Here is a 19245-nt window from a genome sequence, read left to right as displayed (position 1 = left end):
TTAACGGAGCTAAAAATAGTTATTTCAAACGTTTTCGCAAGATTTTTATCCAAAAAAAAACCTTTCATTTCTGAAAGGTTTTTTTTAAAAAATTGTAATTGTTATATTGTAAACGTTCTTTTCTTCTTGTGATCGCTATTTTCATATCTTTCAACACACTCATGATAAATTTTAACTGCTTCTTCTGCATTTCCCCAACCACCAACATCAACTTTCTTTTCTTCCAAATCTTTATAAACTTGAAAAAAGTGTTCAATTTCTTTTAACCTGTGTGGATTTAAATCTGTAATATCTTTTCTATTATTCCAAATAGGATCTGAAACTGGTACACAAATAATTTTTTCATCAGGCCCTTTTTCATCTGTCATATGAAAAACACCAATTGGTCTAACCTCCATAACTACCATTGGAAAAGTAGGTTCAGAACCTAATACCAACACATCTAATGGATCTTGATCTAACGCAAGAGTTTCAGGTATAAATCCATAATCTCCTGGATACATCATAGAAGAAAATAACATTCTATCAAATCTAATTTTATGTAATGTAAAATCATATTCATACTTGTTTCTACTTCCTTTTGGTATTTCTATTAATACATCAAATGTTAATAATTTTTTATTCTTAGCAGTCATTCTTTTTAGTTTTTCTTAAAGCAAAAGTACAAAATTCATTAAGTAAAGCTTATAAATATCATGGAATTTTAAAAATGAAACCCGAAAGCTCCTTTTATAGCAAAATTAGTTGCGTTTGATGTATCTCTATAATTACCTCTCCAGCTAAAATCTATTCTAAAAACTTTAAAAATATTTCCTATTCCAACATTGTATTCATAATATCCTTTAGTTGGCGCAATATAATTTATGTTTGATGCATTTAAAGCTATGTTTTTATCTGAAATATCTCCCCATAAAACTTTAACACCCACTATTTCACGCAAATTCAATTTTCTTAATAATGGTATTCTCGATAAAAATCTTCCATTAAAATTATGCTCAATATGAAGTGATGCATAAGTATCAGTTACAAACTCGTAGTAATCTAATAATGAATAAGTGTTTTCAATGGTGAAATACGATTGATTTCCTGGTACAACACTTAACAATCCTAAAGGTACTTCTCCAAATGTTTTCCCTACTTCAAAAGTGGTAAACATTCTACCAAAACCTCCAATTAATATTGGCTGGCGATAAAAAAACTGAACCTTTTCATACTCAAAATCACTATTAAATACATCTTTTATTCCTCTTGAATAGTTTAAAAACAATGTAGAATATGTATCTGTAACTTCATTTCGTTCAACACCATACCCAATTGTTTTTCTATTTGGCCTATATCTTATAGAAAAATCAATTTCAGATTGAATTACATCCGATTTTTTAATGTTACTATCTTTATCTATCCAATAATCTAAATTAAATGTTTCAGGAGAAGCAGATTCTAGCGTTCTAAAAGACGCTCCTATTCTAAAATCTAAATTCTTTTTAGGTTCAATAGACATAAATACATTCGACAAATTTATGGAAGTAAGCTTACTATTATCTCCACTTGAAAACAAGGATGATGATGCGAAACTTCTTCCTAAAACATCATTTGTAGTTGTTAAACTTACTCCTATTTGTTCTACATCTCTTCTATTCCCTCCACCAATTATAAATCTGCTCTTTGGATCTAACATCCATTTACCTGATAAGCCATATTTAAACTTATCGTCTTTAAAACCATAAGCTGTATATCCTTGCAAACGCCAAGGTTCATTTCCTCCTAAAAATGTTCTACCTCCAACTCGTAACCTCCATCCTTCAACATCATTTTTTCCGAAAGTTGAAAAAACATCACCAAAATCGAACTTATTAAACTCAATATAACCAGAACCTAAAATAGAAACTAAATTATAAATTTGCTTAAATTTTGGAACTGTTTTTAAAGTATCTAACATCTTATAAATACCTTCTTCATTTTTGTTTAATTGTTCTTGCCTATTTACACCCCAATAATCATCTGTTTTATTATAAATTTCTTTATCATAAACATTTATATCTTTTGTGTAAAATTTAGATTCTTTCTCTTTGTTAAAATCATAATTTTTGTACATAGTAGTTCTTCTACCGTACATTCCTTTTGCTTTTTCTTTCTTTTTAAAGCTAAAATCTGACAACATATAATCTCGCTTCAATAAAAACACTGAATCATTTAATACATCAAATTCTTGTTCAATATAAATATCTTTTACCCAGTTAATATTGGCACTCCGATTGGCTTGCATATTAATTTCTTTCACTGCAAACGTGGTATCATTCACCCAAAAATCACCTTTAAAAGTTAATTCATTTTTTCTGCGAGGATAATATAAAATATTGTAACACCATTTATTATCAATAAAGGCACTATCTCTTAATATATAGTTATAGGTTGAAATTCCTGCTGCTTTTGAAATTGGGCTTACAAAACTTTTATCGAAAATTTTAATATAACTATCATAAATATTATAGTCTACATATAAATCTTTTATAAATGCAATTACATTTTGATTGGATTCAAAACCAGAATTTTTATTGGCAATTAAATCTTCTCGAAAGCTTTTTCCATCTTTATTTTTACCATACGATTTATAAACAGATTCATTTATAAAAATTGGCAAAAAAGCTTTTCCTGTAATTCGAGATGTATCAATACCCTCAAAAACAAACTCCATTCCTTTAAAGAATTTGCTTTTTTTCATAGCACTATCTACATTATTTAGATCGAACTCTAATTTTTCGTATTTCTCGTATTGATATTGATCGAATAAATAAATACCGTTTTCACGCTTCTTTTCCCAAATCTTTTTTAGAATTGCTATTGCTGGATTTCCTTTTTTCTTAACTTTCCCACTATAAATAAACACTTCATCTAATTTAGAAGCTTCTTCAATTAGGGTAATTACTAAATTAAAATCTCTGCTTTTTATAGGAATAATTTTAGTTTCGTAACCTAAAAATGAAACTTCAACTTGCGTAAAAGTATTATCTGATTCTAAGTAGAATTTTCCGTATTCATCTGAAACTGTTCCTATTGTTGAATTAACAAAAATGATATTCGCAAATGGAATAGTTTCATTTGCTTCATCTTTAACAACACCACTAATTTTTACCTGCGAAAAACTTGCAGATATTATAAACAATAACAGTAAAGTGACTAATTTATTTTTTCTTTTCATAATAAAAAATCCTTCCAAGGTTTATCTTGAAAGGAGTTTATAACGCAAATATTATGCCTTTATTTTTTATACAGTACGTCTTTAACAGCTTTTACAACATCGTTAAAGTTTGGTAACCATTCTTCTAATAATACTGGTGAATATGGTGCTGGTGTATCAGCTGTAGTAATTCTTCTAATTGGAGCGTCTAAATAATCAAATACATTTTCTTGCACTTGAAATGTAATTTCAGAAGAAACACTAGCAAATGGCCAAGCTTCTTCTAAAATAACCAATCTGTTGGTTTTTTTAACCGATTTAAAAATCGCTTCAAAATCCATTGGTCTAACCGTTCGCATATCCAATATTTCAACAGAAATTCCTTCTTCTTCTAAAATTTCAGCAGCTTTGTATGCTTCTTTTATTATTTTTCCAAATGATACAATAGTTACATCTGTTCCTTCTCTTTTAATATCAGCAACACCAATAGGGATTATGTATTCTCCTTCAGGAATTTCCATTTTATCACCATACATTTGTTCCGATTCCATAAAAATTACTGGATCATCATCTCTAATTGCGGCTTTTAATAATCCTTTTGCATCGTACGGATTTGAAGGAACTACTACTTTTAATCCAGGTGTATTAGCAAACCAGTTTTCAAAAGCTTGTGAATGTGTTGCTCCTAATTGACCTGCAGATCCTGTTGGTCCTCTAAAAACAATTGGACAGTTTAATTGCCCACCAGACATTTGTCTGATTTTTGCTGCATTATTAATAATTTGATCAATACCTACTAATGCAAAGTTAAATGTCATAAACTCAACAATTGGTCTATTTCCATTCATAGCTGATCCAATTGCAATTCCCGTAAAACCTAATTCGGCAATTGGAGAATCAATTACACGTTTTGCTCCAAACTCATCTAACATTCCTTTAGAAGCCTTGTATGCACCATTGTATTCAGCAACTTCTTCTCCTATTAAGAAAATAGTTTCATCCCTACGCATTTCTTCACTCATTGCTTCACAAATAGCTTCTCTAAATTGTATTGTCTTCATCTTGTCTAATTTTAAGATTTGCAAAAGTAAGCATTTCTAAAATTAGAATCAAAATAATAATGTGATATAAAAAATACTATGCGCGCATAACATATTAAAAAAAAACAGTATATTCGTCTTATTAATTAAAAAAGCTGTTTAATTTTATACCAAAATTATTTAATAAATACATAATAAAATGAAAATATTAGTTTGTATTAGTCACGTACCAGACACTACTTCAAAAATCAATTTCACTGAAAATGACACTAAATTTGATAATAATGGCGTGCAATTTGTGATAAACCCATTTGATGAATTTGCCCTTACAAGAGCTATGTGGTTTAAAGAGAAACAAGGTGCTACTGTAACGGTAGTGAATGTTGGTACTGTTGCTACAGAACCTACTTTAAGAAAAGCATTGGCTATTGGCGCTGATAATGCCATTAGAGTAAATACAGAAGCAATTGATGGTTTTTCAGTTGCTAGAGAATTAGCTGAAGTTGTTAAAAATGGAGGTTATGACTTAGTATTAGCAGGTAGAGAGTCTATAGATTATAATGGAGAAATGGTTCCAGGAATGCTTGCTGCATTATTAGATTTTAGTTTTGTAAATGCTTGTATTGGCCTTGAAATTGAAGGAGATACGGCAACTATTTCACGTGAGATTGATGGAGGAAAAGAAACACTCACCTCTAATCTACCTTTAATTATAGCTGGTCAAAAAGGATTGGTACAAGAAAAAGATTTACGTATACCAAATATGAGAGGTATTATGATGGCTCGCCAAAAACCTTTAACTATTGTTGAACCAATAAATAGCAATCCAACAACTTCAATCACTTCATTTGAAAAACAAGCGGCTAAATCTGCTTGCAAATTAGTTGATAATGTAGATGAACTTATTAGTTTATTACATACCGAAGCTAAAGTAATATAGTTATTAATACATTGAATCAACTTAACAAATAAACGATTTAACAAAAAAAATATATGTCAGTATTAGTTTTTGCCGAAACATCGGAAGGAAAATTTAAGAAATCTGCTTTTGAAGTAACATCTTATGGAAAAAAAGTTGCTGAGCAGTTAGGAACAACTATTGTTGTATTAACAATAAATTCAAACGACCCTACATTATTATACACCTATGGTGCAGAGAAAGTTTTAAATGTTTCAAATGACGCATTAAAAACTTTCAATGTTAAAATATACGCTAACATTATTAAGCAAGCTGCTGAAAAAGAAGGCTCACAAGTTGTAATATTAGATTCAGCTTCAAATAGTTTATACATGGGTCCAAATGTTGCAGTTAATTTAGATGCCGGTTACGCAACAAATGTTGTAGCATTACCAAGTGCAACTTCGCCATTCACTGTAAAAAGAAAAACCTTTTCAAATAAAGCATTTAATAACACCGTATTAAAAACCCCTGTTAAAGTTATTTCATTAGCAAAAAATTCATACGGATTAATTGAAAATGAAGTTTCAGGAAGCATTGAAGAATATTCTCCTGCTATAATTGAAAGTAAACTTAGTTCTACAGCTATTGAACAAACCACTGGAAAAGTAACTATTGCTGATGCAGATATTGTAGTTTCAGGCGGTAGAGGTTTAAAAGGGCCTGAAAATTGGGGAATGGTTGAAGAATTAGCTGAAGTTTTAGGCGCAGCCACTGCCTGCTCTAAACCTGTTTCTGATTTAGGATGGAGACCTCATAGTGAACACGTTGGACAAACTGGTAAGCCTGTGGCTTCAAATTTATACGTTGCAATAGGGATTTCTGGTGCAATTCAACATTTAGCAGGTGTTAACTCATCAAAAGTAAAAGTTGTTATCAATACAGACCCTGAAGCACCATTCTTTAAAGCTGCAGATTATGGAATTGTTGGTGATGCTTTTGAAGTAGTTCCAAAATTAATTGAAAAGTTAAAGGAATTTAAAGCAAATAACGCATAATTTTATTAAATTGTGCCTCTTAAATAGGCTGTCTGATTATTGGACATCAAAGTCCTTTGATTAGACAGTCTTTTTTGTTAATTTTAACTTATGAGTTTAGTTCGTCTAGATATTAAAGGCATATCATACAGTCAAACACAAAGTGGTGCTTATGCATTAGTGCTTAGTGAGGTTGGTGGTAACAGAACGTTACCAATTGTTATTGGAGCTTTTGAAGCACAATCAATAGCAATTGCTTTAGAAAAGGAAATTAAGCCACCTCGTCCTCTTACTCACGACCTTTTTAAAACTTTTGCTGATCGATTTCACATTATCATAAAACAAGTTATCATACACAAACTAGTTGATGGCGTCTTTTATTCAAGTTTAATTTGTGAACGCGATAAAATTGAAGAAATTATTGATACCCGAACTTCTGATGCCATTGCATTAGCAACACGATTTAATGCTCCAATTTTTACTTACGAGAATATCCTAGACAAAGCTGGAATCTATTTAAAAATAAAAGAGGAATCAATAACAGATGAAGATCCTTTAAGTCTTGAAAATTTAATAGATGAACCTGTTAAAAAAGAAACTTCTTTTTCTAAAGACACACTTAATCAATTAAATAAAAAATTAAACGAGGCTATTCAAAAAGAAAATTATGAATTAGCTGCTACTCTTCGTGACGAAATAAATAAACGCACTTCCAAATAAATTAAAATATGATTAAAAAATTAAGTTTATTCACCCTATTCTTTTTCTGTTTAATTTCAACAAATGCACAAGATACAATTCAAACATCACTAATAGAAAATCAAGGGTTTTCTATAACAACATTATGGCGTGGTGTTTTAGGAATGGTCTCACTATTGTTAATTGCTTACTTATTTAGCAGCAACAGAAAAGCTATCAATTGGAAAACGGTTGGTGCAGGTTTAACAGCTCAGTTAATTATTGCTTTTGGGGTTATAAAAGTACCTTTTATACAAAGTGGTTTTGAATTTGTTGGAGGAATATTTACTAATATTCTAGATTATACAATGGCTGGAAGCGAATTTTTATTTGGAGGTTTAATGAATATTGAATCTTATGGATTCATATTTGTTTTTCAAATTTTACCAACAATTATCTTTTTTTCAGCATTAACATCTTTATTATTTTATTTAGGAGTTATCCAAATTGTTGTAAAAGGAATGGCATTAGTTTTAACTAAATTATTGAAAATATCTGGTGCTGAAGGTTTATCTGTTGCAGGAAATATATTTTTAGGACAAACAGAAGCTCCTTTAATGATTAAAGCTTATTTAGAACGCATGAATCGTTCAGAAATATTATTAGTAATGATTGGTGGGATGGCAACTGTTGCTGGTGGTGTTTTAGCTGCGTATATTGGTTTTTTAGGTGGAAATGATCCTGTTTTACGTTTACATTATGCAAAACATTTATTAGCCGCATCTGTAATGGCTGCCCCTGGAGCTATTGTGGTTGCTAAAATGTTGTACCCACAAACCGAAAAAATTAATACAGATGTGAAAGTTTCACAAGATAAAATTGGATCAAATATTTTAGATGCAATTGCAAACGGAACAACTGAAGGCTTAAAATTAGCTGCTAATGTTGCCGCTATGCTATTAGTTTTTGTTGCTATTATTGCCATGTTAAATGGTATCTTAGGTTGGGTTGGTGATATTACGAACCTTAATGATTTGGTGGCAACTTATACACCTTATCAAAAATTCTCATTAGAATCTATTTTAGGAACCATATTTGCTCCGCTTATGTGGTTAATTGGAGTTGCTAAAGAAGATATGATGTTAATGGGACAATTATTAGGAGTTAAATTAGCTGCGAGCGAATTTGTAGGATATATTCAACTTGCTGAATTAAAAAATGTAGCAAACTTAACTCACTTTACCTATAGTAAATCTGTAATCATGGCAACTTATATGCTATGTGGTTTTGCGAATTTCGCTTCAATTGGTATACAAATTGGAGGTATTGGTTCTTTAGCCCCAGGGCAACGTAAAACATTATCAGAGTTTGGTATAAAAGCACTAATTGGTGGTTCCTTAGCTTCATTATTATCAGCTACAATTGCGGGGATGATTATAGGGTAATTAAGGTGTAATTGTTTAATTGTTGAATCGTGTAAATTAACATTATAACAATTAAACTTATAAACAACAACATGAAACAATATTTAGACTTAATAAAACACGTTCGTGATAACGGAATTGTAAAAGAAGATAGAACTGGTACTGGAACTAAAAGTGTTTTTGGATATCAAATGCGTTTTGATTTAAGTGAAGGATTTCCAATGTTAACTACTAAAAAACTACATTTAAAATCTATTATTTATGAGTTGCTATGGTTTTTAAAAGGCGATACCAATATTGAATATTTAAAAGAAAATAATGTAAAAATTTGGGATGCTTGGGCTGATGAAAATGGTGATTTAGGACCTGTTTACGGACACCAATGGCGAAATTGGAATAGTGAAGGAATAGATCAAATTACAGAAGTAATAGAAACTATTAAAACAAATCCAGATAGTAGAAGAATGTTAATTTCCGCTTGGAATCCAAGTGTTTTACCAGATACATCTTTATCATTTTCAGAAAATGTTGCAAATGGAAAAGCAGCTTTACCTCCTTGTCACGCTTTTTTTCAATTCTATGTAACTGATGGAAAGTTATCATGTCAATTATACCAACGTAGTGCCGATATTTTTTTAGGAGTTCCTTTTAATATTGCATCTTACGCTTTATTTACTATGATGATGGCTCAAGTTTGTGATTTAAAGCCTGGTGATTTTATTCATACGTTTGGTGATGCACACATTTACAACAACCACAGTGAACAAATTGATTTACAATTATCTAGAGAACCTAAAGAATTACCAAAAATTGAAATAAATCCTTCCATAAAAAATATATTTGATTTTACATTTGAAGATTTCACATTAACAAGTTACAATCCACATCCGCATATTAAAGGTCGCGTTTCCGTTTAATAATTCATAATAATTATATACTGAAAGCTAAAATAGCTCGTTTACTAAAATATTAAGATATTTTTAATGCATTAATCGAAAATCATTTAATAATTTTATAGCTATCAAAAAGAATTAATAATGGACACACTACAATTAAAAAATAAAATAATAAAACGAATCATTGAAATTGATGACGTTAACTTATTAAAATCTCTTGAACTTATTTTCAACACTTCTGATGAAAATATTTTAAAATTTTTGAATTTTGCTCATGAAAATTTACAAAATCAAGAAATGAATGAAACCGAAGATTTTAGTGGTTACATTAAAGAATGGGTTAAAAGTATGTAATAATTAATGCTATGAATGAACAACATGAATTATATGAAAATGCACGATATCGTGTAAAACAAAAAAAACGTTTGTATTTTCATTTTATCGTATTTGTAGTTGGCTCTATCTATTTAATTTTCCTTAACAAGTATTTAAAAATTGACGAGTCTCTTTTTACTAATTGGTTTATTTGGGCAATCCTTTTATGGTTGTTCTTTTTTATATTACATTTTATCAACGTTTTTATTACCAATCGTTTTATGGGAAGAGATTGGGAACGTAAACAAACTGATAGATTAGTATTAAAACAAGAAGTTAAAATAGCTCAATTAGAAAAAGAAATAATCCAAGAAGCAAAACTAAAAACCGAAAGTGAACAATATGCTTCCGAATTAAAAAAAAACTCCCAAAACAATTCAACAAAAAAATGATAACAATTATAGCTGCGATAGCTGAAAAAAATGCACTAGGAAAAGACAATCAATTAATTTGGTATTTACCAGTAGATTTAAAACGGTTTAAAAAAGTAACTTCTAATCACCATGTGATTATGGGCCGAAAAACGTTTGAATCATTAGGAAAACCATTACCAAACAGAACCAATATTATTATTACACGCAATAGTAATTTTAAAGCAGAAGGCTGTATTATTGTAAACTCTTTACAGCAAGCTATAGAAGCTTCAAAAGATGACGAAAATCCTTATATTTTAGGTGGAGCAGAAATTTACACCCAAGCCATTGAAATTGCAGATAAATTAGACTTAACTTTTGTGCATCATCAATTTGAAGCAGATGCTTTTTTTCCAAAAATAGATACAACCGTTTGGAAAGAAATTTTAAGAGAAGATTTTAAAGCAGATGAAAAAAACAAATATGATTATAGTTTTGTAACATATATTAGAAACTAAAAAAAGGAGGCTTTGTGAATAAAACCTCCTTTTAAACTTAACTTAATTAAAATATTACTTTCTCTTTTTCACTTTTTGTTCAAATTTTCTCTTTTCACTGTTCATCACTAATTTGTATTCACCAACCATAAGTTTTGAAATATTAAGACCTCTTTGTAATTGAATATCACCTACTAATTCTTCAGTGTATAACAAATTTAAATCTTCATCATAAAGCTCTAAATTTAATTTTTCATTATTTAAAGTTATTTTTGAAATCAAAATAGTATTGTCTTGCATTCTAACAATCGGTTTAAAGAAAACTGACTCTTCATCTTTTAGAAAATCAACATTGGTTGAATTTACATTAAAAGGAATCCTACTAATTCTTGTTTGCCCTTCAATTTCAAAATAATAACTTCCATTCGGTAAAGATGTTAAATCAAATTTTCTAGTAAAACTTGCTCCTTTATAAATATCATTATACAAAACATACCCAAAACTATCATTAATGTTAATCTTTAAATCTCCATCATTATATTTTAACGTTATATCAACTAACTTACCATTTACAACAATAAGATTATTGCTCGGGTTATTATCATTGCTCATTGCATTACTTCCTAGCAATGTAAATAAGACTACTACTTGTAAACTTCTTTTAAATAAATTTTTCATAATTTTCTATTTTAATAATTAGACAAGACAAAATTAGACACAATCTTTCAAGAAAATAGTTTCTAATTTTTCATATTTATATGTTATATTAACATAAAAAATAGTTTAAAAATAAACAATGTTGTAATTAAGGTTAAAATAGCACATAAAGAAGCGAAATAAACATCTAAAATCTGAAATTTTAATACCTACTTTTGGATAAACAAATTTGACATGAAAAACACAAAGCCTTCATTTGAAAAGATAATTCCAGAGTTTGGAACTTCTATGCGAGTAAAGCAACATACTAAAATGGTTGAAAACAAATTACCTACTTGGCATTTTCATCCTGAGCTTGAATTAGTTTATATAAATAATGCAAAAGGGAAAAGGCATATTGGTAGTCATTTGTCATATTTTGACAATAGTCAGTTAATTTTAATTGGTGCAAGTTTGCCTCATAGTGGTTTTACTGATAGATTTACCACTAACGGATCAGAAACCATTATCCAATTTAAAGAAGATTTTTTAGGAAATGATTTTTTAAAAATTCCTGAAGCAAAATTAATTAAAACCTTATTTGAAAGAGCAAAAAAAGGGATTCTTTTCGAAAGAGATACAAAAGATATAGTTGGACATAAAATTGAAAACTTACTAAATAAGGAAGGATTAGAACGGGTTATTTATTTTCTAGAAATACTAAAAGATTTAGCGTCATCTAAAAATTATTCTTTACTTAATGTTGATGGTTTTGCCTTTGAAATAGAACCACAGGACAATAAAAAGATAGATATTATTTTTGGACATGTGAATAAAAACTTTAAACAACCAATACCTTTAAATGAAATTGCAGATAAAGTAAGCATGACAGTTCCTGCATTTTGTAGGTATTTTAAAAAATCAACAGGAAAAACATTTACTCAATTTGTGAATGAGTTTAGAATAGTACACGCAACAAAATTATTAGCTGAAAACCCAACCAGTATTACTGATATTTGTTTTGAAAGTGGTTTTAATAATTTTTCTCACTTCAATAAATTATTCAAAAAGTTTACAGGAAAAAGTCCTTTAAAATATAGAAACGAAATGAAACAATTGGTTGAACAAAAATAACCAACATTCAAATTAGTTACTGAATATCTATCAAATAAGGCATTCTAGCTTGAACTCCTTTTAATTTAGAAAATTGTTTTATGGTTTGATATATTTTGTAGTTTGCTTCACCTAGCTCTTCTATTAAAACTTTTTCTTTCGTTTTCATAAAAGGAAAATTGTTAAATCTATCTTCTAATTCTACTTTATAACTTGGGTAATTACGTACTTTAAAATCTGTTATTTCAGCCAATTCTGCAGCATATAAAATAGCGTCATCTAAATTTCCTAATTCATCAACTAATCCATTGTTTAAAGCATCTACTCCACTCCAAACTCTACCTTGAGCAATACTATCAACAGCCTGAATTGACATATTTCTACCTTTAGAAACCCTTTCTAAAAATGTAGTATAAACTGCTTCAACACCTTCAGTTGTAACAGATCTAAATTCATCTGTCATTGGTTCAAAAACACTGTAATTAGCTCCTGTATTTGTACTTACCTGTTCTGCATTAATTCCTATTGTTTTTGCCAAGTTGCTTAAATTAGGAATCACTCCAAAAACACCAATAGAGCCAGTAATTGTAGTAGGTTCAGCAAAAATTCTATCTGCATTACACGACAAATAATAACCACCTGATGCTGCAACATTTCCCATTGATACAACCAATGGTAAGGTTTCTTTTGTTAATTCTAATTCTCTCCAAATTAATTCTGAAGCTAAAGCACTTCCTCCTGGTGAGTTCACCCTTAAAACTATCGCTTTTACATTTTTATCTTTTCTAGCTTTTTTTAGAGCTTTTATAATTAAATCCTGACCTATTAAATTTTCATCACCTTTGCCATAAATAATTTCGCCTTGTGCATAAATAACAGCTATTTTATCAGAAGCAGTTGATATTATTCTTCCTTTTCCGATAGAAATATAATCTGAAATTGAAATTTTATTTAAATCTTCATCTATAGAAATCCCAGAGGCAATTTTCAATTTATTAGTATACTCATCAACATAAATTGCGCCATCAATTATTTTATTTTCAATAGCTAAGTTTGCATTTCTTGCTAACAAATTATCAGCAACCAAATTTAATTCTTCAACAGTTAAATTTCTACTATTAGAAATTTCAGCAAGCATTTCATCCCAAATAGACTTTAAAAATATTGTAATTTGATTTCTGTTATCATCACTCATTTCATTGTATAAAAATGGTTCAACAGCACTTTTATATTTCCCGTGTCTAATTACTTCCATTTTTACACCCGATTTATCTTCTAAATCTTTATAAAATAATATTTCCGAAGACAAACCTTTAAAATCAATTGCGCCAACAGGATTCAAAAAAATAGAATCTGCTACCGAACTAAAATAATACGATTTTTGATCATAAATATCCGCATATGCTTTTATAAATTTTCCTGATTCTTTAAATTCTAATAATTTATTTCTAATAGCTTGTGTTTGTGCAATCCCAGCATTTACACCTAAAGTTGTGATACTTATTCCTTTTATGTTTTCATCATCTTTCGCATTTTCAATGGCGTTTAAAATTGCATTTAAGCCAATTTTATCGTCCTCAAAACCGAAAATTTTATCAAATGGGTCATCACTTTTTGGAGCATAGTCTTTAACTAAAGCCTCCAATTTTAACTCTAAAACTGAATTACTTTTTAAATCTACCGCCTTAAGGTCTCCAACTGATGAAGCCATTACTGAAATAATTGCAAAGAATAAGATTAAAATTATCCCAAAAACTATAAATGTTCCTAAAATTGATGCTAATAAATTTCTTAAAAAGTTCATAATTAAAAAGTTGAATTTATAATTTAAAAAATTACAAAATGTTTATAAGTTGAGTCACAAATATATGTATTTAAATGATACTTTTCTTTTCTTTGTATTTACTTTATGCATATAGCGAGAACTACATATTTATCATTAGGAAGCAACCTAGGAAACAAGCTTGAAAATTTACAACAAGCCATTGATTTAATTGATGAAAAAATTGGCTCAGTTGCTAAAATTTCTTCGATTTACAAAACGGCTTCTTGGGGTTTTGACAGTGAAGATTTTTATAATATTTGCGTGCAAGTTTCAACAGGTTTGAATCCTGAAAATTTAATAAAAGAAATTCATAAAATTGAACTTTTTTTAGGAAGAAAGAGAACTTCAGAAAAGCAATATAAAGCCCGAACCATAGATATTGATGTGTTACTTTTTGAAAATGAAATAATTTTTTCAAAAGAATTAATTGTTCCTCATAAAGAGATGCTAAACCGAAAATTTGTAATGGTTCCTTTAGCTGAAATTGCTCCAAATTTAATTCATCCCATTGAAAAACAACGCTTACAGGTTTGTCTTACAAATTGTATTGACAAAAGCGAAATTGAAAACACGAATTTAAAGTTAAAAAGACCTATTTGCTTGTCTGAAAAGTTCAATTATATTGCTATTGAAGGAAATATTGGCGCTGGGAAAACAACGTTAACTAATATGATTGCTGAGGATTTTAATGCAAAAGTTATTTTAGAGCGTTTTGCTGACAATCCGTTTTTACCTAAGTTTTATGAAGATAATGAACGCTATGCATTTCCTTTAGAAATGAGTTTTTTAGCAGACAGATATCAACAACTTTCAGATGATTTAGCACAATTTGATTTATTTAAAAATTTTATCGTTTCTGATTATTACATTTTTAAATCATTAATTTTCGCTCAAGTTACTTTACAAAAAGAAGAATATTTTTTATATCGGAAAATGTTTGACATTATGTATAAAGAAATTTCAAAACCCGATTTGTACATTTACCTGTATCAAGAAACTCCTCGTTTATTAGAAAATATAAAGAAACGTGGTAGAAATTACGAACAAAATATTGCTCCAGAATATTTAGATAAAATTCACCGTGGTTATTCAACTTTTATTAAAACTGAAGAAAATTTAAAAACTTTAATCATTGATGTTTCTAACAAAGATTTTTTAAACAATCCTGAAGATTACAAAGAAATTATTGACCTTATTAAGAATGTAGAATAGATTCTTTTATTGTCTGTCTGAGCTTATCGAAGACCTTTTATAGTAATTACTATTTAAAAAACACTTCGACACACTCAGTGTGACAGTTTGAAAACAATTACTTCTTTTTCAACTCTAATTTTTCAGCAAAATAATCACAAAAATCTTTCATAGTTGCGGTCATTTTAGTATCGTTAGTTGCACGCTCAAAAGTATTTGCCATAGACACTAATGTTTGATGAAAAAACTGTTTCATTTCATCAATTTGCATCTCTTTTGTCCACAAATCCATACGAAGTGTATCATTTGTTTTTTCATCCCAAACAGCCAGTATTACAGCTTTAGCCTCTTGGTTAATAATATCACTATCTTGAGCTGTCCAATGTAATTTTTCAGGAATTTTATTTTCATCTAATCCTACAGTAATTTCAATTTTTGATGTGTTTTTTATTGCCATTATTTCTTTGGTTTATATTTTGACTTTTTAAAAATTTCTTCCGTATTTGTTTGTAAAAGTTGCTGCAAAGTTACATCATTATTATTCATATAAGAACGTACAATTTGCCAACCAATATAAACGCCAACGCTACCTGGCGACTCCTTATCTATATCAATATAAAATTTTGAAAAGGGAGCATTTGCTATAAAACGAGTGTATAAATTTGAATTTGTACTATACAGCAATTTATTTTCAATAAAGTATTTCCACAATTGAGATTCGTTGGCCTCAACCCAATCTAATTTTTCAACAGCATAACCCATTTTTTGAGCATCAGAAACTGAAGGTAAATAACTATCAATTAGATACATCTTCTTTCCCTCATTAATCATTAAATCAATAAACTGACGGCTTTTATTGGTAATAAAATAACGTTCACTAATACTTTTAGCAATATCCACCACTAAATGTGATTTATCAAAATTCTGAGCTATATACAACGGAAAATCTTGATAAACGTCACTGTCTTTGCCCAAATACATATCTAAAGAAACAAATAACAAACTATCCGCATAAACCACTTTATTTTCGTAATCTAAATTTGTTATTAACGTTACAATTTTAGGCGATTCAAAATTGGCATGATAATATTTTACATGTTTAAACAAATCTTCTATTTGCAATTTTTCTGATTCAAAATCCTTAAAAACTTCTTGAGATTTTTGAAATAATTCAGCCTCATTTATAATTTTATTCAACCAAATGCTATCATTTTGAGGTGGAAATAAATAAGGATATTGATTTTTAACAGCTGGAAGCGTTTTCTCATTCGCTTTATAAAATTTTTGCTCAAACCTATCAATAGAAAAAGTGACTTTAATACCAGAAACATCCACTTTTTTCGCAGCTTTATTTTTACAGGAAACTATCACTAATAAAATAATTACCAGAACAACTAATCTCTTCATTAATTTCTATATTTACAATTCTATTTTTTAAAACGCTAAAATTACTAAAAAAGTTTAAGTATGAATACAGAAAAAGTTGTTGATTATATTGTTGATTGGTTAAAAAATTATGCTACGACTGCAAAAGTGAATGGTTTTGTAATTGGAATTTCAGGCGGAATTGATTCTGCAGTTACCTCAGCATTGTGTGCAAAAACAGGATTTCCTGTGTTATGCGTAGAAATGCCTATTCATCAAGGTGAAAATCAAGTTTCTAGAGCCAAAGAGCATATTGAACAACTTAAAAATCGTTTTAATCATATTAGCTCTATTGAAGTAAATTTAACTTCCTCTTTTGAAGAGTTTAAATCTGTAATTCCTGAAGTTGAAGAATCAGCAACAGTAAATTTATCATTAGCAAATACACGAGCTCGTTTAAGAATGACAACCTTATACTATTTTGCAGGTTTAAACGGCTACTTAGTTGCTGGAACCGGTAATAAAGTAGAAGATTTTGGTGTTGGTTTTTTTACAAAATATGGTGATGGCGGTGTAGATTTAAGTCCGATTGCTGATTTAATGAAATCTGAAGTCTATGAAATAGCGAAATATTTAAATATTTCAACTGCAATACAAATTGCGCAACCTACCGATGGTTTATTTGGAGATAGCCGTACTGATGAAGATCAAATTGGTGCAAGTTATGATGAATTAGAATGGGCAATGGAACAAGACGAATTAGGAAAAACTACTACTGATTTTGAAGATAGAGAGCAAGAAGTATTTACCATTTATAAACAAAGAAACCGAGCTAATAAACACAAAATGGATCCTATTCCTATTTGTAAAATTCCAAATAAGTGGAAGATTCGTTAATTCAATTTATATTTCATTGAAAAGTTAGACTAAAATAAAAAAGCTATGAATTGGATTTTAGGATTCCTATTTGTTTTAATAATTGTATTTCTATATAGTAACTATGCTAACAAAAAAAAATTAGCCAAGTTAAAAAAAAGGTTCATTGAGAATTGGGGAAACCCTAAAAGTAATGATTATTTTAATTTTTATGTTATTGGAGCATATTTTGAAAATAATGAACATAAAAATAAAGCTTTCCATGTACTCTCTGAAAAAATTAAAATTGATTTAGATATAGATGAACTATTTAAATTTATTGATAGAACCTCTTCCAAAATTGGTCAACAATATTTATATTTTAAATTGAGAACTATTGGTAGTATTGAGCGTTTATTAAAGTTTGATTTATTAAGTAATTTGTTTTTAAACAATGATACATTACGACTTAAAAGTCAATTAAGTTTATCTAAAATAAATTCTAATAATTCTTATGACTTAGAAAAGCTTATCACCGATAAACCTATTGAAAAACCTGCCTATTTAAAATTTATTTATGCTTCATCGTTTACTTCAGTTTTATTGGTAGTTCTAACTTTTTTCAATCCTGTCTTTTCACTTTTTTTACTTCCTATTTTTATTATAAATACCATTTTTCATTATAAAAACAAAGAAAACGTAACATACTACACAAATGCTGTTTATCAACTTTCTAGAGCTTTAAAAGTAAGCAAAGAACTTTCATCATTTGATGAAATTAAACAACATTTTTCTGATTTATCTTTTATTAAAAAAGTAAGTACTATTCAAACAAAAACCGAGTTTATTGGGTTTGAAAAGCAATTAAGCAATGAATATGCATTATTTTTTTGGTTGATAATTGAATTGATAAAAATTCAATTTATGGTTGAATATATTCTCTTTTTTAGTTTCATTGATTCCATCACTAAAGAAAAAAATAGCATTGAAAAAATGTTCTGCTTTATCGGTGAAATTGATTCTGCAATCTCAACGGCATCCTTAAAAGCAGGTGAAAATAAAATTTGTATGCCTAATTTCACTAAAGAAAAACAACTCATTTCAACAGAAATTTATCATCCTTTAATTGAAAACTGTATTACAAATAACATAAACTTAATTGATAATAGTCTTTTATTAACTGGCTCAAATATGTCTGGTAAAACCACATTTATTAGAACCATTGCTATTAACAGTATTTTGGCTCAAACTTTAAATGTGTGTTTTGCAAAAGAATATACCGCTCCCTTTTTAAAAGTTTATTCATCAATTAGAATCACTGATGATTTATTGGATAACACAAGCTATTATTTAGAAGAAGTTTTAACTATAAAAGAATTAGTAGACGCTGCAAAAAATGATGAAAATTGTTTATTTGTGTTAGATGAAATTTTTAAAGGAACGAACACTATTGAACGAATTTCTGGTGGAAAAGCCATTTTATCATACCTTAATAAAAAAAATCATCTAGTTTTAGTTTCAACCCATGATATTGAATTAACAGATTTATTAGTAAAGGAAAATTACGAATTATATCATTTTAGTGAACAAATAGAAAGTGAAAAACTATTTTTTGATCATAAATTAAAAAGTGGAAAATTGAAAACCAGAAATGCTATAAAAATTTTAGAATTGTACAAATACCCGCCCGAAATAATTATTGATGCAAGAAAAACAGAAGAAAACAATTTTAGTTAGAACTTGAACCACGCAATTTTAAACTCGCATTTATAAGACTTTATGGAACTTGTGGATAAAATAATCAAGTTCCTTCACCGATACCATAAAACTAAAATAAATTACTAATTGAATACTCTTTTGTCTTATTTTAGAGGAATGAAAAAT

The 19245-nt window shown here is 28.7% G+C and carries 19 protein-coding genes; 12 read left to right on the top strand and 7 right to left on the bottom strand.

Translation table 11 applies throughout. From position 1 onward, the window contains the following. Nucleotides 1–101: 101 nt before the first annotated feature. From Q0352_RS02980 to Q0352_RS02970, 3 genes are all read right to left on the bottom strand, one after another. Complete coding sequence (locus Q0352_RS02980) at nucleotides 102–635, bottom strand: inorganic diphosphatase (RefSeq protein ID WP_299523384.1); 534 nt, start codon at nucleotides 633–635, stop codon at nucleotides 102–104. 68 nt (nucleotides 636–703) lie between these two features. Next, complete coding sequence (locus Q0352_RS02975; RefSeq protein ID WP_299523381.1) at nucleotides 704–3199, bottom strand: DUF5686 and carboxypeptidase-like regulatory domain-containing protein; 2496 nt, start codon at nucleotides 3197–3199, stop codon at nucleotides 704–706. 59 nt (nucleotides 3200–3258) lie between these two features. Next, the gene (locus Q0352_RS02970; RefSeq protein WP_299523378.1) at nucleotides 3259–4239 is read right to left on the bottom strand and encodes a pyruvate dehydrogenase complex E1 component subunit beta; all 981 of its coding nucleotides are present in this window, start codon (nucleotides 4237–4239) and stop codon (nucleotides 3259–3261) included. A 178-nt stretch (nucleotides 4240–4417) separates the two neighbouring features. Here Q0352_RS02970 and Q0352_RS02965 point away from each other — a divergent pair, with 178 nt between their 5' ends. From Q0352_RS02965 to Q0352_RS02930, 8 genes are all read left to right on the top strand, one after another. Next, entirely contained in the window at nucleotides 4418–5158 is a 741-nt protein-coding gene (locus tag Q0352_RS02965; RefSeq protein ID WP_299523375.1) for an electron transfer flavoprotein subunit beta/FixA family protein, read from the top strand. A 53-nt stretch (nucleotides 5159–5211) separates the two neighbouring features. After that, entirely contained in the window at nucleotides 5212–6174 is a 963-nt protein-coding gene (locus Q0352_RS02960) for an electron transfer flavoprotein subunit alpha/FixB family protein (RefSeq protein WP_299523371.1), read from the top strand. A 90-nt stretch (nucleotides 6175–6264) separates the two neighbouring features. Beyond that, nucleotides 6265–6873, top strand: coding sequence for a bifunctional nuclease family protein (locus Q0352_RS02955; protein WP_299523368.1), 609 nt, complete (start codon nucleotides 6265–6267; stop codon nucleotides 6871–6873). A gap of 8 nt (nucleotides 6874–6881) precedes the next feature. Next, nucleotides 6882–8276 (top strand): nucleoside transporter C-terminal domain-containing protein, encoded by a 1395-nt coding sequence (locus Q0352_RS02950; RefSeq protein ID WP_299523365.1) that lies wholly within the window; start codon nucleotides 6882–6884, stop codon nucleotides 8274–8276. 71 nt (nucleotides 8277–8347) lie between these two features. Beyond that, nucleotides 8348–9172: a thymidylate synthase gene (locus Q0352_RS02945; RefSeq protein WP_299523362.1), complete on the top strand. Its 825-nt coding sequence runs from the start codon at nucleotides 8348–8350 to the stop codon at nucleotides 9170–9172. A gap of 120 nt (nucleotides 9173–9292) precedes the next feature. Continuing rightward, the gene (locus Q0352_RS02940) at nucleotides 9293–9505 is read left to right on the top strand and encodes a hypothetical protein (protein WP_299523359.1); all 213 of its coding nucleotides are present in this window, start codon (nucleotides 9293–9295) and stop codon (nucleotides 9503–9505) included. A gap of 11 nt (nucleotides 9506–9516) precedes the next feature. Continuing rightward, on the top strand, nucleotides 9517–9918 hold the full coding sequence (locus Q0352_RS02935; protein ID WP_299523356.1) for a 2TM domain-containing protein: 402 nt from the start codon (nucleotides 9517–9519) through the stop codon (nucleotides 9916–9918). After that, entirely contained in the window at nucleotides 9915–10397 is a 483-nt protein-coding gene (locus Q0352_RS02930) for a dihydrofolate reductase (RefSeq protein WP_299523353.1), read from the top strand. The genes Q0352_RS02935 and Q0352_RS02930 overlap by 4 nt, the downstream gene beginning before the upstream one ends. Nucleotides 10398–10451: 54 nt before the next feature. On the opposite strand, the gene Q0352_RS02925 is transcribed toward Q0352_RS02930, so the two are convergent. Next, nucleotides 10452–11054, bottom strand: a complete 603-nt coding sequence (locus Q0352_RS02925) for a DUF3244 domain-containing protein (protein WP_299523350.1) — start codon at nucleotides 11052–11054, stop codon at nucleotides 10452–10454. Nucleotides 11055–11267: 213 nt separating this feature from the next. Between Q0352_RS02925 and Q0352_RS02920 the strand changes: the two genes are divergently transcribed. Then, complete coding sequence (locus tag Q0352_RS02920) at nucleotides 11268–12146, top strand: AraC family transcriptional regulator (protein WP_299523347.1); 879 nt, start codon at nucleotides 11268–11270, stop codon at nucleotides 12144–12146. A 16-nt stretch (nucleotides 12147–12162) separates the two neighbouring features. Here the strand turns inward: Q0352_RS02920 and sppA are convergent, their stop codons facing one another. Beyond that, complete coding sequence (gene sppA, locus Q0352_RS02915; RefSeq protein WP_299523344.1) at nucleotides 12163–13929, bottom strand: signal peptide peptidase SppA; 1767 nt, start codon at nucleotides 13927–13929, stop codon at nucleotides 12163–12165. Between the two features lie 105 nt (nucleotides 13930–14034). Here sppA and folK point away from each other — a divergent pair, with 105 nt between their 5' ends. Further along, on the top strand, nucleotides 14035–15162 hold the full coding sequence (gene folK, locus Q0352_RS02910) for a 2-amino-4-hydroxy-6-hydroxymethyldihydropteridine diphosphokinase (protein WP_299523341.1): 1128 nt from the start codon (nucleotides 14035–14037) through the stop codon (nucleotides 15160–15162). Nucleotides 15163–15259: 97 nt separating this feature from the next. Here the strand turns inward: folK and gldC are convergent, their stop codons facing one another. Together gldC and gldB are read right to left on the bottom strand one after the other, a co-directional pair. Next, on the bottom strand, nucleotides 15260–15598 hold the full coding sequence (gldC, locus tag Q0352_RS02905; RefSeq protein ID WP_299523338.1) for a gliding motility protein GldC: 339 nt from the start codon (nucleotides 15596–15598) through the stop codon (nucleotides 15260–15262). Then, nucleotides 15598–16548 (bottom strand): gliding motility lipoprotein GldB, encoded by a 951-nt coding sequence (gene gldB / locus Q0352_RS02900; RefSeq protein WP_299523334.1) that lies wholly within the window; start codon nucleotides 16546–16548, stop codon nucleotides 15598–15600. Before gldB ends, gldC begins: the two co-directional genes overlap by 1 nt. A 60-nt stretch (nucleotides 16549–16608) precedes the next feature. Here gldB and nadE point away from each other — a divergent pair, with 60 nt between their 5' ends. Next, nucleotides 16609–17403: an NAD(+) synthase gene (gene nadE / locus Q0352_RS02895; RefSeq protein ID WP_299523331.1), complete on the top strand. Its 795-nt coding sequence runs from the start codon at nucleotides 16609–16611 to the stop codon at nucleotides 17401–17403. A 45-nt stretch (nucleotides 17404–17448) separates the two neighbouring features. After that, complete coding sequence (locus Q0352_RS02890) at nucleotides 17449–19098, top strand: DNA mismatch repair protein MutS (RefSeq protein ID WP_299523327.1); 1650 nt, start codon at nucleotides 17449–17451, stop codon at nucleotides 19096–19098. The last annotated feature ends 147 nt before the right edge of the window (nucleotides 19099–19245 follow it).

The sequence above is a fragment of the uncultured Lutibacter sp. genome, from assembly GCF_937891065.1.
In the GTDB taxonomy this organism is placed as follows: domain Bacteria; phylum Bacteroidota; class Bacteroidia; order Flavobacteriales; family Flavobacteriaceae; genus Lutibacter.
The sequence above is the reverse complement of the archived record's forward strand: the minus strand, read 5'-3'. Positions and strand labels throughout refer to the sequence as shown.

Excerpts from the sequence above, each read along its gene's own strand:
- Q0352_RS02980 (WP_299523384.1), bottom strand. The coding sequence starts at position 635 with ATGACTGCTAAGAATAAAAAATTATTAACATTTGATGTATTAATAGAA.
- Q0352_RS02975 (WP_299523381.1), bottom strand. The coding sequence starts at position 3,199 with ATGAAAAGAAAAAATAAATTAGTCACTTTACTGTTATTGTTTATAATA.
- Q0352_RS02970 (WP_299523378.1), bottom strand. The coding sequence starts at position 4,239 with ATGAAGACAATACAATTTAGAGAAGCTATTTGTGAAGCAATGAGTGAA.
- Q0352_RS02965 (WP_299523375.1), top strand. The coding sequence starts at position 4,418 with ATGAAAATATTAGTTTGTATTAGTCACGTACCAGACACTACTTCAAAA.
- Q0352_RS02960 (WP_299523371.1), top strand. The coding sequence starts at position 5,212 with ATGTCAGTATTAGTTTTTGCCGAAACATCGGAAGGAAAATTTAAGAAA.
- Q0352_RS02955 (WP_299523368.1), top strand. The coding sequence starts at position 6,265 with ATGAGTTTAGTTCGTCTAGATATTAAAGGCATATCATACAGTCAAACA.
- Q0352_RS02950 (WP_299523365.1), top strand. The coding sequence starts at position 6,882 with ATGATTAAAAAATTAAGTTTATTCACCCTATTCTTTTTCTGTTTAATT.
- Q0352_RS02945 (WP_299523362.1), top strand. The coding sequence starts at position 8,348 with ATGAAACAATATTTAGACTTAATAAAACACGTTCGTGATAACGGAATT.
- Q0352_RS02940 (WP_299523359.1), top strand. The coding sequence starts at position 9,293 with ATGGACACACTACAATTAAAAAATAAAATAATAAAACGAATCATTGAA.
- Q0352_RS02935 (WP_299523356.1), top strand. The coding sequence starts at position 9,517 with ATGAATGAACAACATGAATTATATGAAAATGCACGATATCGTGTAAAA.
- Q0352_RS02930 (WP_299523353.1), top strand. The coding sequence starts at position 9,915 with ATGATAACAATTATAGCTGCGATAGCTGAAAAAAATGCACTAGGAAAA.
- Q0352_RS02925 (WP_299523350.1), bottom strand. The coding sequence starts at position 11,054 with ATGAAAAATTTATTTAAAAGAAGTTTACAAGTAGTAGTCTTATTTACA.
- Q0352_RS02920 (WP_299523347.1), top strand. The coding sequence starts at position 11,268 with ATGAAAAACACAAAGCCTTCATTTGAAAAGATAATTCCAGAGTTTGGA.
- sppA (WP_299523344.1), bottom strand. The coding sequence starts at position 13,929 with ATGAACTTTTTAAGAAATTTATTAGCATCAATTTTAGGAACATTTATA.
- folK (WP_299523341.1), top strand. The coding sequence starts at position 14,035 with ATGCATATAGCGAGAACTACATATTTATCATTAGGAAGCAACCTAGGA.
- gldC (WP_299523338.1), bottom strand. The coding sequence starts at position 15,598 with ATGGCAATAAAAAACACATCAAAAATTGAAATTACTGTAGGATTAGAT.
- gldB (WP_299523334.1), bottom strand. The coding sequence starts at position 16,548 with ATGAAGAGATTAGTTGTTCTGGTAATTATTTTATTAGTGATAGTTTCC.
- nadE (WP_299523331.1), top strand. The coding sequence starts at position 16,609 with ATGAATACAGAAAAAGTTGTTGATTATATTGTTGATTGGTTAAAAAAT.
- Q0352_RS02890 (WP_299523327.1), top strand. The coding sequence starts at position 17,449 with ATGAATTGGATTTTAGGATTCCTATTTGTTTTAATAATTGTATTTCTA.